The 12,971-nt window shown below is 65.2% G+C and carries 12 protein-coding genes and 1 pseudogene; 5 read left to right on the top strand and 8 right to left on the bottom strand.

Annotated elements, in window-relative coordinates:
* Positions 1-7: 7 nt before the first annotated feature.
* Positions 8-670, top strand: a complete 663-nt coding sequence (locus AB4Z42_RS23255; RefSeq protein WP_442011593.1) for a GOLPH3/VPS74 family protein — start codon at positions 8-10, stop codon at positions 668-670.
* Here the strand turns inward: AB4Z42_RS23255 and AB4Z42_RS23250 are convergent.
* The 7 genes and pseudogenes from AB4Z42_RS23250 to AB4Z42_RS23220 form a co-directional block, all read right to left on the bottom strand.
* The gene (locus AB4Z42_RS23250; RefSeq protein WP_442011592.1) at positions 662-1,816 is read right to left on the bottom strand and encodes a cystathionine gamma-synthase; all 1,155 of its coding nucleotides are present in this window, start codon (positions 1,814-1,816) and stop codon (positions 662-664) included. The two genes, AB4Z42_RS23255 and AB4Z42_RS23250, sit on opposite strands and share 9 nt — an antisense overlap.
* A gap of 6 nt (positions 1,817-1,822) precedes the next feature.
* Positions 1,823-2,410 carry an RDD family protein gene (locus AB4Z42_RS23245; protein ID WP_442011591.1) on the bottom strand — a complete coding sequence of 196 codons (588 nt, stop codon included), beginning with the start codon at positions 2,408-2,410 and terminating at the stop codon, positions 1,823-1,825.
* Positions 2,411-2,454: 44 nt separating this feature from the next.
* The gene (locus AB4Z42_RS23240) at positions 2,455-3,042 is read right to left on the bottom strand and encodes an RDD family protein (protein ID WP_442011590.1); all 588 of its coding nucleotides are present in this window, start codon (positions 3,040-3,042) and stop codon (positions 2,455-2,457) included.
* A gap of 923 nt (positions 3,043-3,965) precedes the next feature.
* Positions 3,966-4,166 (bottom strand): annotated as a pseudogene (locus tag AB4Z42_RS23235) (hypothetical protein); the annotation flags it as partial.
* Between the two features lie 148 nt (positions 4,167-4,314).
* Positions 4,315-4,671 (bottom strand): CD225/dispanin family protein, encoded by a 357-nt coding sequence (locus AB4Z42_RS23230; protein ID WP_442011589.1) that lies wholly within the window; start codon positions 4,669-4,671, stop codon positions 4,315-4,317.
* A 175-nt stretch (positions 4,672-4,846) separates the two neighbouring features.
* Entirely contained in the window at positions 4,847-6,247 is a 1,401-nt protein-coding gene (locus AB4Z42_RS23225) for a cystathionine beta-synthase (protein WP_442011588.1), read from the bottom strand.
* A 44-nt stretch (positions 6,248-6,291) separates the two neighbouring features.
* Complete coding sequence (locus tag AB4Z42_RS23220) at positions 6,292-7,353, bottom strand: alpha/beta hydrolase fold domain-containing protein (RefSeq protein WP_442011587.1); 1,062 nt, start codon at positions 7,351-7,353, stop codon at positions 6,292-6,294.
* Positions 7,354-7,550: 197 nt separating this feature from the next.
* On the opposite strand from AB4Z42_RS23220, the gene AB4Z42_RS23215 reads away from it, so the two are divergent.
* Together AB4Z42_RS23215 and AB4Z42_RS23210 are read left to right on the top strand one after the other, a co-directional pair.
* Positions 7,551-8,519 (top strand): SGNH/GDSL hydrolase family protein, encoded by a 969-nt coding sequence (locus AB4Z42_RS23215; RefSeq protein ID WP_442011586.1) that lies wholly within the window; start codon positions 7,551-7,553, stop codon positions 8,517-8,519.
* A gap of 45 nt (positions 8,520-8,564) precedes the next feature.
* The gene (locus AB4Z42_RS23210; protein WP_442011585.1) at positions 8,565-9,782 is read left to right on the top strand and encodes an acetyl-CoA C-acetyltransferase; all 1,218 of its coding nucleotides are present in this window, start codon (positions 8,565-8,567) and stop codon (positions 9,780-9,782) included.
* Between the two features lie 364 nt (positions 9,783-10,146).
* On the opposite strand, the gene AB4Z42_RS23205 is transcribed toward AB4Z42_RS23210, so the two are convergent.
* Complete coding sequence (locus AB4Z42_RS23205; protein ID WP_442011584.1) at positions 10,147-10,995, bottom strand: Bax inhibitor-1/YccA family protein; 849 nt, start codon at positions 10,993-10,995, stop codon at positions 10,147-10,149.
* A gap of 156 nt (positions 10,996-11,151) precedes the next feature.
* Here AB4Z42_RS23205 and AB4Z42_RS23200 point away from each other — a divergent pair, with 156 nt between their 5' ends.
* Both AB4Z42_RS23200 and AB4Z42_RS23195 read left to right on the top strand, forming a co-directional pair.
* Complete coding sequence (locus tag AB4Z42_RS23200) at positions 11,152-12,198, top strand: enoyl-CoA hydratase/isomerase family protein (protein WP_442011583.1); 1,047 nt, start codon at positions 11,152-11,154, stop codon at positions 12,196-12,198.
* The gene (locus AB4Z42_RS23195) at positions 12,195-12,971 is read left to right on the top strand and encodes an enoyl-CoA hydratase (RefSeq protein ID WP_442011582.1); all 777 of its coding nucleotides are present in this window, start codon (positions 12,195-12,197) and stop codon (positions 12,969-12,971) included. Before AB4Z42_RS23200 ends, AB4Z42_RS23195 begins: the two co-directional genes overlap by 4 nt.

Below are 12,971 nucleotides of genomic sequence, written 5' to 3'. Positions count from 1 at the left end.
CCGCACTATGGCGCAGATCGCCGAGGACCTGCTACTGCTTCTGCTCGACAACGGGTCTGCCCAACCCGCACTCGAACGCCACCGGCGTGAACGTGTGTTGGCGGCCGCGGTCCTGCTGGATCTCGCGTACGCATGCCGAATCCGGCCCGCCATGTCCGAAGATGCGGTCGAGCCCGGCCTGCTGATCGCGCTTTCGGCACCCGGCATGATGGATCCGATTGTCGAGCCGGCGTTCCAGCTGTTGCAGCGACGGCCCCTGCGACCGGCAACGGCCGTGAAGAAACTGTCCAGGCACACCGAAAGCGACCTGTTTCACCATCTGGAGCAGACTGGTGAAATCCGGCGTATTCGATTGCAGTCCAATCGATTCGCCCACGCCGATGCCTGGCCACTGGCCAACCGCGCCAGGGTCGGGAAGGCCCGTTCGGCGCTGCTGGCCGCCCTGTTCGACCGCCGGCCGCCGGACCCGTCCACCGCGGCCATCGTCACGCTGCTGCACGCCGTCGACGGACTGGGTGCCCTGCTGTCCCTCAACGATCGCGGATGGCGGTGGGTGCACGCACGTGCCGGCGAAATCGCAAGCGGCAGTTGGGTTGACGAGTATCCGACCGCGCTGCCGGAGATGAATCTCGCGGTCACCGCGTCAGTGGTGCGGGCGACGTTAACCTAGCGCCTGCTCCAGATCGGCGAGCAGGTCCGCCGAGTCCTCGATACCGACCGACAGCCGCACGAGATCGTCGGGCACCTCCAGCTGGGAACCCGCGGTCGACGCATGCGTCATCGCCCCGGGGTGCTCGATCAGCGACTCGACCCCGCCGAGCGACTCGGCGAGAATGAAGACCTCGGTGCTCGCGCACAACTTTCGGGCAGCGTCCGCGCCGCCCGCCATCCGCACCGAAACCATGCCGCCGAATCCGTCCATCTGCTTGGCGGCGACGTCATGACCCGGGTGACTCGGCAGTCCCGGATACAGCACGGTCGAGATCGCCGGGTGCTCCGCAAGGAACTCGGCGACCAAGGTGGCATTCTCACTGTGCTGGCGCATGCGCAGCACCAGCGTCTTGAGGCCGCGCATGGTCAGGTACGCGTCGAACGGACCCGCGACCGCGCCCGCTCCGTTCTGCAGGAAGGCGAACGCGGCGTCGAGTTCTTCATCGCTGGTCACCAGCGCACCACCGACGACGTCCGAATGCCCACCGATGTACTTGGTGGTCGAATGCAGGACGATGTCCGCGCCGAGCGTCAGGGGCCGCTGCAAGGCGGGCGAGGCAAACGTATTGTCCACCAATACTTTCGTGCCCGACGGCGAAGCGATCTCGGCGATAGCGGCGATATCCGCAATGGACAGCAGCGGATTCGTCGGCGTCTCCACCAAGACCAACTTGGTCTGCGGCGTGATCGCGGCGCGCACCGCGTCGAGGTCGGCCAGTGAGACGGCGGTGTAGTCGATCCCCCACTGCGTGAACACCTTGTCGATCAATCGAAAGGTGCCACCGTAGGCGTCGTCGGGCATCACGACGTGATCACCAGGCCGCAGGATGGCGCGCAACGCGCAGTCGGTGGCGGCCATACCCGAGGCGAACGCCCGCCCGTATTCGGCCTCCTCGACGGCGGCCAGCGACGCCTCCAACGCGGCTCTTGTCGGATTGCCGGTGCGCGCGTACTCGTAGCCACCGCGAAGCCCACCGACACCGTCCTGGGCGAAGGTCGAGCTGGCGTAGATCGGGGCGTTGACGGCACCGGTCGCCGGGTCGGGCCGAAAACCTGCGTGGATGGCCTTGGTGGCAAGCCCCCGCGGCCTGTGCTGTTCAGTCATCACTGATCAGCGTAGCGACGACCCTGATGTGGGGGTCGACCGCGGTGGAGGCGGCGGTGCGTCCACCGGGACGCAGACGGTGCCCAGCATCTTGTCGGCGAGCGTCTGACGCTTGCCGTCCCACAGCGGCCACAGATATCCGACGTAACAGATGAGTTGATCCACATAGTGGGCGATCTGACGGACCAACGACAGCCAGAAGCCGACGGGCTGCCACGTCTTCTCGCTGACGACCTTGAACTGCATCGCCGATTTGCCGACGCTCTGACCGGTTCCGCCCTGCCGATAGCAGAAGTTCCAGAAGAAGTAGACCGCCCCGGGTAGCAGCGCGATGAGCTGGATCGACGTCCAGAAGTCGGAGACCGCCGCGGAACAGTAGCCCTGACCGCTGCCGTAGATGGTGTCGATGCAGTCCATATCGCCCGCGACGAGCAGGCCGACGAACGGAATCAGGACGATCACCCAGATGGGGGTCCAATCGATGAGGGACGCGGCCACACGTTTGGTCCACGGTGTGTATGCCTGCTTCGGCAACAACCACGCCGGCGGCGCGTACTTCGGGAAGTCCTGCGGATACGGCGGTGGTGCAGTCACGTACACCTCCCCCCCGGGTGGTGTTCGTCAGGAGACGCGGCGACTCACAGAGGTACGCAGACGGTCTTCATCAGCTTGTCGGCGATCGTCTGACGCTTGGCATCCCATAGCGGGAAAAGGAATCCGATGTAGCAGATGGCCGCGTCGATACCGTGCGCGATCTGGCGGATGAATGACTTGCCGACGCCGATCGGCTGCTGCGTCTGCTCGTCGACAACCTTGAACTTCATCATCTGCTTGCCGATGCTCGAGCCCGTATTGCCTTGCCGCACCACGAAATTCCACAACATGAACACCAGCGCGATCAGGATGCAGACCGAGACGATGATCCACGCAGTTGTCGACGGGCCGTTGTTACCTGTGGCGCAGATGTCAGACACGCAAACCGTTTCCACCTTCTGGAAGGTGGGCAGCACGACGCCGGCGATGGCCAGCAGGAGGTAGACAGGGATGCTGTCGATCACGTACGCGAGCACACGCGTGAACCACGGTGTGTAGATGCTCTTGTCCGGGATCGGAGGCGCCTGATCGAAGCCGCCCTGAGGAGGCGTCGAGTACTCAAAACCCGACGCAGACGGTGACGACGGCGGGTAGCCATCTCCCGAAGGCGGTGGTGGCGGCTGGCTGGTCACGTTTGCCCTTACTGTCAATCCATCGCGATGGCTCGCAGCCTACGGTTGTGATCGGCGACGGCGCAGAGATTCGCTGAGACCCGGTCTGCGCCGACTCGCGCAGACCGGGCCGTCAACGACTACGGCGTCAACGGCGCAAGAACGCCGTTCGTGAGCTTGCGGTAGGCGTACACCAGGAACAGTGCGGCCACCGGGATCGAGACGATCAGGCCGATGCCGCAGGCCAGAGCGCCGACGACCGCGATCACACTGGCCAGCAGCCAGGCGATGATCACGTTGCCGATGTTGTTCTTGGCGATGTCGATGCTCTCCTTGATCGCATCGATCGGCGACGCGTTGCGGTCGACGATGATCACCGTGGCGAACAGTGTGAACACGCCGATCACGAGCCCGAGGACGAAGCAGAACGAGCCGATGGCGGATGCGACGCCGATGATCACCGTCGCGATGATCACGTTGACGGTGTTGCGCGGCTTGAAGAATGATCCGGCCGTCACCGGCTGCCCGTTGGCGATCTCCAATAGGCCACCGAGATAGGCGGATTGGATCGCCGCGGCCACCACCATCAGGATCAGGTAGCCGACGATGATCACCAGGTAGCTCGCAAATCCGAAGCTCGATTCGTAGCTGTAGCTGGCGCCGTAGCTGGAGCCGTAGGACTCAATGGTCTGCGAGGGCGCCAGCGCGAACGCCAGTCCGTAGGTGCCGCCGATGAGGATCGCCATGACGACCCCGTACACGAGCGCCGGAACGATGAGTGCGGCGGCGTTCTTGGTGAACTTGTTCCACGCCCACGAGAAGGCCTCGCCGACGTTAAACGGCTGTCCGCCAGGGAATCCCGGGCCGGCGCCGGGCGGGTAGCCGCCCTGTGGCGGATAGCCACCCTGCTGGGGCGGATAGCCACCCTGCTGGGGCGGATAGCCACCCTGCTGGGGCGGCCCGTATCCGCCCTGCCCCGGCGGTGGAGGGGGTGGTGCGTAACCACCACCGGGAGGCGGTGGCGGAGGCGGATAGCCACCACCACCGGGAGGCGGCGGGGGCGGCGGGTAATTGCCGCCGGGCGGGGGCTGCGGGGGCGGGTATCCACCACCGGGAGGCGGTGGCGGAGGCGGTTGATCGCTCATGGTTCGACATTCCTTTCAAAGACTGTGGTTTCTTCACGACAGGTCAGCTGGCGATCAGCCAAATCTCCACTGCCGCTGTTGAAATGGCGACGGAACCGAGGGCGCAAGCGCCACTCGGTTCCGCGTCAGCCGCATTCGTCTGTGAACGCTAGGAGTAACTGGACGTCGCGCTGAAGCCGACGACGAGATTGAAGATGATGATGATTACGAAGACGATGACGCCCGCGATCGCGCCCCATACCGCGTACTTCTTCGCGTCGTCGGCCGCCTGCTGCGCCTCGGCGGCGCGCCCCTGGGCCCACAGGCCGGAGACCTGAGTGGATTTCACAATCGACACGATGCCCAGCGGCAGACAGCACAACACCGTCACCAGGATGCCCCAGATCAGGTTGTTGTCGGGTTGACCCGCGGGAGCTCCGCCCTGTGGGGGAGGTGGTGGAGCGCCGCCGCCTGGAGGTGGCGGTGGTGGATAGTTTCCCGGTGGCGGTGGCGGTGGTTGGGTCATGGGCGCCTTCCAGTGATGTCTTAGCTGGCAACGAGCGTGCTTACCCTACCTGAGAAGCGCCGTCCCGCAGCGGTTTCTGGCGGGAAGTTGATCATGTGGCGAAATGGCGAAATCGCCTGGTAACGGGCGTATGCGGGTCGATGACCGCGATTGTTTGCCAGTCTTGCTAAGTCCGTTACCGGACGCGACGGCTGCTGCCGTCGGACAGGAACCCGAGCAAGTCGTGACGGGTTAGGACACCCACCGGCTTGCCCTCCTCGACGACCATCACGGCATCGTATTCGCGCAGCGTCTTGGCGGCGGTGCTGACCAGTTCTCCTGCGCCGATCAACGGCAGCGGCGGGCTCATGTGCTGCGAAACCGCGTCAGCCAGTTTGGCCCGGCCCTCGAAGACGGCGGAAAGCAGTTCGCGCTCCGCGACGCTGCCTGCCACTTCGCCCGCCATCACCGGCGGTTCGGCACCTACGACGGGCATCTGCGAGACGCCGTACTCCCGCAGGATTCCGATCGCGTCGCGCACCGTCTCCGACGGGTGGGTATGCACCAGGTCGGGCAATGCGCCGGACTTCCCCCGCAGCACCTCCCCGACGGTCGTTTCCTCGACCGAACCGTCAAGCCGGCTCCGCAGAAAGCCGTAGGAGGACATCCATCCATCGTTGAAAACCTTTGACAGATAGCCTCTTCCGCCGTCGGGCAACAGCACGACGACCAGTGAACCCGGCCCGGCTTTCTCCGCGACCCGGATCGCCGCGACGACAGCCATGCCACACGATCCACCGACCAGCAGCGCTTCTTCACGGGCAAGCCTGCGCGTCATCTCGAACGAATCAGCGTCGGACACCGCGATGATCTCGTCGGGAACGGACGGATCGTAGGCGGACGGCCAGAAGTCCTCGCCCACACCTTCCACCAGATACGGCCGCCCGGTGCCGCCGGAGTAGACCGACCCTTCGGGATCGGCGCCGATGACCTGCACCTTTCCGTTCGACATTTCCTTGAGGTAGCGGCCGGCGCCGGTGATCGTGCCGCCGGTGCCGACTCCGGCGACGAAATGGGTGACCTTGCCGTCGGTGTCCGCCCACACTTCGGGGCCCGTCGTCTCGTAGTGACTCGCGGGTCCCATCGGGTTGGAGTACTGGTCGGGTTTCCACGCGCCTTCGATCTCCCCGACCAGTCGATTCGAGACGCTGTAATAGCTGTCGGGATTGTCGGGCGCCACCGCTGTCGGGCACACCACCACGTCGGCGCCGTACGCGCGCAACACGTTCTGCTTGTCCTCGCTGACCTTGTCGGGGCACACGAAGATGCACTTGTAGCCGCGCTGCTGCGCGACCAGCGCCAGTCCCACCCCGGTATTACCCGACGTCGGTTCGACGATGGTGCCGCCGGGTTTGAGCTCACCGCTGGCTTCTGCGGCGTCGATCATCTTGATCGCGATGCGGTCCTTGGCGCTGCCGCCGGGGTTGAGGTACTCGATTTTGGCGGCGACGATGCCCGCGCCTTCGGGGACAACGGAGTTCAGCTGTACCAGAGGGGTATTGCCGATGAGCTCACTGACGTGCCGGGCGATGCGCATGGGTCCATCGTGTCAGGCTGCGCACCGGCGTACCAGACGAGGGTTTACCAGGTGGCTTCCCGGATGTAGTCGCCGATCTGGCGCAGCGACCGGGTCGCCTCGGGAACTGCGGGCGCCGCGAGCTGGAAGACGTGCATCTGGCCGGGCCAGACGCGGACCTCGACCGGCACACCGGCGGCCGCCAGTCGACGGGCCGCCTTGCGGGCGTCGCTCACGAGCACTTCGGAACCCGACACATGAATCAGCGTGCGCGGCAGACCGGGCTCGATGTGATCGATCGGCTCATAGATTTCTTCGGGCTTGCCGTCGACCAGATGCCGACCCGCGGCTTCGCGGACCAGATCGACCAGCGCATAGAACGCGCGTGGCGGGAACATGGCATCGCTGTGAATGTTCGGATGGTTCGCGCGGGTCTCGTTGTCGACCTCGAACAGCGGCGACATCGTCACCATCGCCGCGGGGACCTCGCCTTCGAGGCCTTCACGCTGCAGCTTTTCGGCCAACGAGAGCGCCAGGTACCCGCCGGCGGAATCGCCCGCCAGCACGATCTGGTTCGCCTCGTAGCCCTTCAACCGCAACCACTTGTAGGCGTCATAGCAGTCGTCGAGCGCCTCGCCGACGGAGTGGTTGGGGATCATCCGATAGTTGACCACCAGCACCGGGCAGTCGGCGTACCCCGAAAGTCCGGTGACCAGCCGGCCGTGCGAGTTCACGCCACAGGTCAGAAATGCCCCGCCGTGCAGGTAGAGAATCACGCCGCGCTTGCCGTCCGCGGGCAGCACTCCGGCGGCCCTAACCAGCTGGGCGGTGCAGTTTGGCAAAGAAATGGTCGCGCGTATCGTGCCAGGAGCGGGACGCATGACACGGGCCGCAATGTCGACCAAACCCCATGGCCACGGCAGGCGCGGCGCATAGCTTCCGATAGCTAGGGTCGGCCGAATAGTTAGCCGAGACGCCAGAGAAGTGATCCGGCCCGCCAGGCTCGGACCGTCCTCCAGGACCTCGACAGGGGCGCCGTCACTGACCGGGAACTTACGGGATTTATGCGCCTTAGCAGGCATTGTGCCAACGCGAGACGCCTTGGCCACTTTACTGGGTGCCGTCATCGCCACCACTTCCTACGCCATTGTAGAGCCCGGGGGTCGCCGTTTGCTTAAGCGTCACCGATACCTTAGCTTGACAGGCTCTACTCATTTCAACAATCGATGATTCGATTTCGATACCGGACTTGATACCGCAATGTGATCCCCTGACGTCTGACGCCACGCGGATATCCCAGAAAATCCCACCTAAACTGATCGGCGTGGGCATACGTGCACCGCGTCGGACGACGACCATCGCCCTTGCGGCGGCGGCCACCCTGGCGTCGACGGGCTCCGCTTATGTCGGAGCGCGCAATCTGCTGAGCGGCCAGGCGGACAAGGCTCGCCGCGTCATACCGAAAGCGTGGGCCATCCCACCGCGTGCCGACGGCGTGTATCAGCCCGGTGGCGGACCCGTGGAGAGGTGGCACCGCGGCGTGCCCTTCGACCTGCATCTGATGGTTTTCGGCGATTCGACGGCCACCGGTTACGGCTGTCAGGAGGCCGAAGAGGTGCCGGGCGTGCTCATCGCGCGCGGGCTCGCAGAGGTGTCGGGAGAACGAATCAGGCTGAGCACAAAGGCGATCATGGGGGCGACGTCGAAGGGACTCTCCGGGCAGATCGATGCCATGTTCGTCGCAGGCACGCCGCCCAACGCGGCGGTGATCATGATCGGCGCGAACGACATCACGCGACCCAACGGCATCGGTCCGTCGGCGCGGAGGCTGGGCAGGGCGGTCCGTCGGTTGCGGGCCAGCGGAGCCGTCGTCGTGGTGGGCACCTGCCCGGATTTCGGCGTGATCACTGCGATCCCCCAACCGTTGCGCTGGGTGGCGCGCAGTCGCGGACTGCGCCTGGCACGCTCGCAGGCGTCGGCCGTACGGGCCGCGGGCGGGGTTCCCGTGCCGTTCTCCGACCTGATGACGCCCGAGTTCCGCAAGGCCCCCGAGGATTTCTTCAGCGACGACATGTTCCACCCGTCAGGGGCCGGCTATGCGCTGGCGGCCAAGCAGCTGCTGCCCACGCTGTGTAATGCCTTGGGCGAGTACATCGATGGGGCCCAGCCCGAGGATGCGCTGGAGTCCCGAAACGCTGAGGGCAGCTCGCTGATGACCCGGCTCGGCAACGTCAGCCGACTGTGGCGGCGCTCGACTGGGGTCCCCGCGCCCATCGTTGTACCAGCCAGCTAGGTTTCTAGAAGCTTTCTAGATCACATTCGCTCCGAGGAGATCGTCATGCCTGAAGCCGTCATTGTCGCCACTGCACGCTCGCCGATCGGCCGCGCTGTCAAAGGATCGCTCGCCACGATCCGCCCCGATGACCTCGCGGCGCAGATGGTTCGGGCGGTATTGGACAAGGTCCCCTCGCTGGACCCGAACGACATCGACGACCTCATGTTGGGCTGCGGGCAACCCGCCGGTGAGGCCGGCTACAACATCGCCAGGGTGGTTGCCGTCGAACTCGGTTACGACTCGCTGCCCGGCACCACGGTCCACCGGTACTGCTCGTCGTCGCTGCAGACCACGCGCATGGCGTTCCACGCGATCAAGGCCGGCGAGGGCGACGCGTTCATCTCCGCGGGCGTCGAAACGGTTTCGCGCTACGGAGTCGGTCGCTCCGACGGCGCCGAGAACAGCAAGAACGCGATCTTCGACGACGCCCAGGCGCGCAGCGCCAAGCAGGCCGAGGGCGCCGACGAATGGCATGATCCGCGCGAGGACGGGCTGATCCCCGACGTCTACATCGCGATGGGTCAGACCGCCGAAAACGTCGCGCTGCTGAAGGGCATCAGCCGCGAGGATCAGGACCACTGGGGCGTGCGCAGCCAGAACCGCGCCGAGGATGCCATCAAGAGTGGCTTCTTCGAGCGGGAGATCACCCCGGTGACGCTTCCCGACGGCACGATCGTCACGACCGACGACGGCCCGCGCGCCGGGACGACGTATGAGGCTGTCTCGCAACTGAAGCCCGTCTTCCGACCCAATGGCACCGTCACGGCGGGCAACGCATGTCCGCTGAACGACGGCGCGGCCGCGGTCGTCATCATGAGCGACACCAAGGCCAAGGAGCTGGGCCTGACACCGTTGGCGCGCATCATCTCTACGGGTGTCAGCGGTTTGTCGCCGGAGATCATGGGCCTCGGCCCGATCGAGGCGATCAGGAAGGCGCTGGCCAAGGCGGGCAAGAAGATCTCTGACATCGACCTGGTCGAGATCAACGAGGCGTTCGCGGTGCAGGTGCTCGGCTCGGCGCGTGAGCTCGGTATCGACGAAGACAAGCTCAACGTATCCGGCGGCGCGATCGCGCTGGGGCATCCGTTCGGTATGACGGGCGCACGGATCACGGCCACCCTGCTGAATAACCTTGCGACATACGACAAGACGTTCGGCATCGAGTCGATGTGCGTCGGCGGCGGCCAAGGCATGGCAATGGTGGTGGAGCGCCTCTCCTAGCGCCTTCCGCCGAACTCCAGTGTGCAGTCAGATCGCAAGTCGACCCGTTTTCAGGCTATTTCGCGATCTGAGCGCACCCTCGATGACCACGCACGCCGGACGCGGTTGATGATGTCGGCCGGATGCGCGCCCGCGGCGACGCGAATGTGGGTTCACCGGCGGTAGGCGGTGAACTCCGACCGCACGATGTCCTTTCCGAACACCGGACGCTCACGATGGTGATCGCCGTCGTACTCGACGGCCACTCAGACGCATGCCGTGCAACGCGTGCCCCACGGCGCAGTTCTGTGGATGAACTGTGCTTGTGCGCAGAGTCAACGAAAAAAGCCCGGCACATTTCGTGCCGGGCCTTTCGCGATGACTGCTAGTCGCTGTTGAAGTAGGACAGCAGCCGCAGAATTTCGAGGTACAGCCAGACCAGCGTGACGGTCAGTCCGAGAGCGACGCCCCAGGCCGCCTTCGAAGGCGCACCGGCACGAATCAACTGGTCAGCCTGGTCGAAGTCGATCAGGAACATGAATGCCGCCAGACCGATGCAAACCAGCGAGAAGATGATCGCCATCGGACCACCGCTTCGAAGACCGAAGCCCTCGCCGCCGCCGACACCGAACATCGCGAGCACGAAGTTGAGCAGGGCAATGGCCACCACGCCGAACAGGGCGGCGACCATCATGCGGGTGAACTTGGGCGTCACCCGGATGGCTCCCGTCTTGTAGACGACGAGCATGCCGACGAACACACCGACGGTTCCGAAGATCGCCTGCGCGATCATTCCGGGACCACCGTTGGAGACGAGGTTCGCGAACAAGAACGACGCGGCACCGAGGAAGAGCCCCTCCAGCGCGGCGTAGCTCAGCACGATGGCCGGATTGTCCTGCTTGCGTCCGAAGGTCGCGATCAAGACCATCGCGAGGCCACCGAGCGCGCCCACGAGCACGAACGGCATCATCAACGCGACGTTCTGCGCGACCAAGAAGTACGACAGGACACCGACCACGGTCACCACAGCCAGTGTGATGCCGGTCTTGGTGACGACGTCGTCGATGGTCAGGGGCCGGGAGACACCGGCCTGCTGCTGGTCAGGGTACTGCGTGACGTATGGCTCGGCCTGTGTTGCCTGCGCACCGTAGCCTGCGGCTCCGGTACCGAATTGCGCGTAGCCGCCCTGGCCCTTGGGCAGGGAACGAAATACCGGGTTGCTGGACTCCCGCACCGTCGGTTCCTCTCTGATGCTTGGTTCGACTCGTTGTACGAACACTCGCTCAACGACTGGCGATCCCGGACGGTTCCCGAAAGAACCTCCCAGGGTCTTCACAGGAAACCCTACCCGGCGATTCTCAATGCAGGTTGACGATCTACATTGCATTCCGTGGACGAAAACGAGGATGTCCTAGTAAACGCACGCGACGGCGTCGGCCTGATCACCCTCAATCGGCCAAAGGCCATCAATTCGCTGAACCATCCGATGGTCAATGCGATGTCTCCCGTGCTGGCCGAATGGGCACATGACGACGGCATCCACGCCGTCGTCGTCGACGGCGCCGGGGAACGCGGACTGTGCGCAGGCGGGGACATCGTCGCGATCTATCACAGCGCCCAGGCAGACGGTTCGGAGGCGCGGCAGTTCTGGTACGACGAGTATCTGCTCAACGCGCAGATCGCCCGCTTCGGCAAGCCCTACGTCGCGCTGATGGACGGGATCGTGATGGGCGGCGGTGTCGGCGTCGGCGTCCACGGCAGCGTTCGCCTCGTCACCGACACGACGAAAATGGCGATGCCCGAAGTCGGAATCGGCTTCATCCCCGACGTCGGCGGCACGATGTACCTGTCGCGGACGCCCGGCCTGCTTGGTCTGCACGCCGCGCTGACCGGCGCCCCATTCGGCGGCGCGGACGCGATCGCGATGGGCTTCGCCGACCACTACATGCCTCACGAAGCGCTGGGGGACTTCAAGAATGCCGTCATCGCCGACGGCATCGACGCCGCACTCGCCGCGTACGCGACCGAACCTCCCCCGAGCCAGCTGCTGGCCCAGCGGGAGTGGATCGACCACTGCTATTCCGGCGACACGCTTGCCGACATCGTCGCGGCGCTGCGAGGACACGGAAACGGGGGGACCGCCGCCAACGACGCCGCGGATCTGATCGCAACCCGCTCCCCCGTCTCGGCGTCCGTCACGCTCGAGGCCGTGCGGCGCGCCGCCAAGCTCGACACACTGGAAGACGTGCTGCGCCAGGAGTATCGGACGTCGTGCGGGTCGCTGCGCAGCCATGACCTCGTCGAGGGCATCCGCGCTCAGGTCATCGACAAGGACCGCAATCCGAAATGGTCGCCCGCGTCGCTGGAGGCCGTCACCACCGCCGACGTCGAGGCGTACTTCGCGCCGGCCGATCGCGAATTGGAGTTCGAGAAATGAGCTACGAGACCATTCTGGTCACGCGCGACGATCGCGTCGGCACCATCACGTTGAACCGGCCGAAGGCGCTCAATGCGCTCAACAGCCAGGTGATGAACGAAGTCGTCGCGGCCGCAGCGGAATTCGACAACGACCCGGGCATCGGCGCCATCATCATCACCGGCAGCGGCGAGAAGGCATTCGCCGCGGGCGCGGACATCAAGGAGATGGCCGAGCTGTCGTTCGGCGACGTCTTCTCATCCGACTTCTTCGCCGCCTGGGGCAAATTCGCCGCGACGCGCACCCCGACGATCGCCGCGGTCGCCGGCTACGCGCTCGGCGGCGGTTGCGAATTGGCGATGATGTGCGATCTGCTCATCGCCGCCGACACCGCGAAATTCGGCCAGCCCGAGATCAAACTCGGTGTCCTGCCTGGGATGGGCGGCTCGCAACGACTGACGCGCGCCATCGGCAAGGCCAAGGCGATGGACCTGATCCTCACCGGGCGCAACATGGACGCCGAGGAAGCCGAACGCGCCGGTCTGGTCTCTCGGCTCGTGCCCGCCGCCTCCCTTGTGGACGAGGCGAATGCGATCGCCAAGACGATCGCCGGGATGTCGCTGTCGGCATCGCGAATGGCCAAGGAGGCCGTCAACCGCGCCTTCGAATCGACCCTCGGCGAGGGACTCCTCTACGAGCGCAGACTCTTCCACTCCGCGTTCGCCACGGAAGACCAGACCGAGGGCATGAACGCGTTCACCGAGAAGCGCCCACCGGAGTTCCGCCACCGCTAA

This window comes from Mycobacterium sp. 2YAF39, assembly GCF_052114565.1.
In the GTDB taxonomy this organism is placed as follows: domain Bacteria; phylum Actinomycetota; class Actinomycetes; order Mycobacteriales; family Mycobacteriaceae; genus Mycobacterium.
This window is presented reverse-complemented; position numbering and strand designations above follow the sequence as displayed.

Coding starts and splice junctions, on each gene's coding strand:
- AB4Z42_RS23225 (WP_442011588.1), bottom strand. CDS start 6,247: ATGCGCATCGCCCGGCACGTCAGTGAGCTCATCGGCAATACCCCTCTG.
- AB4Z42_RS23250 (WP_442011592.1), bottom strand. CDS start 1,816: ATGACTGAACAGCACAGGCCGCGGGGGCTTGCCACCAAGGCCATCCAC.
- AB4Z42_RS23210 (WP_442011585.1), top strand. CDS start 8,565: ATGCCTGAAGCCGTCATTGTCGCCACTGCACGCTCGCCGATCGGCCGC.
- AB4Z42_RS23230 (WP_442011589.1), bottom strand. CDS start 4,671: ATGACCCAACCACCGCCACCGCCACCGGGAAACTATCCACCACCGCCA.
- AB4Z42_RS23220 (WP_442011587.1), bottom strand. CDS start 7,353: ATGACGGCACCCAGTAAAGTGGCCAAGGCGTCTCGCGTTGGCACAATG.
- AB4Z42_RS23255 (WP_442011593.1), top strand. CDS start 8: ATGGCGCAGATCGCCGAGGACCTGCTACTGCTTCTGCTCGACAACGGG.
- AB4Z42_RS23195 (WP_442011582.1), top strand. CDS start 12,195: ATGAGCTACGAGACCATTCTGGTCACGCGCGACGATCGCGTCGGCACC.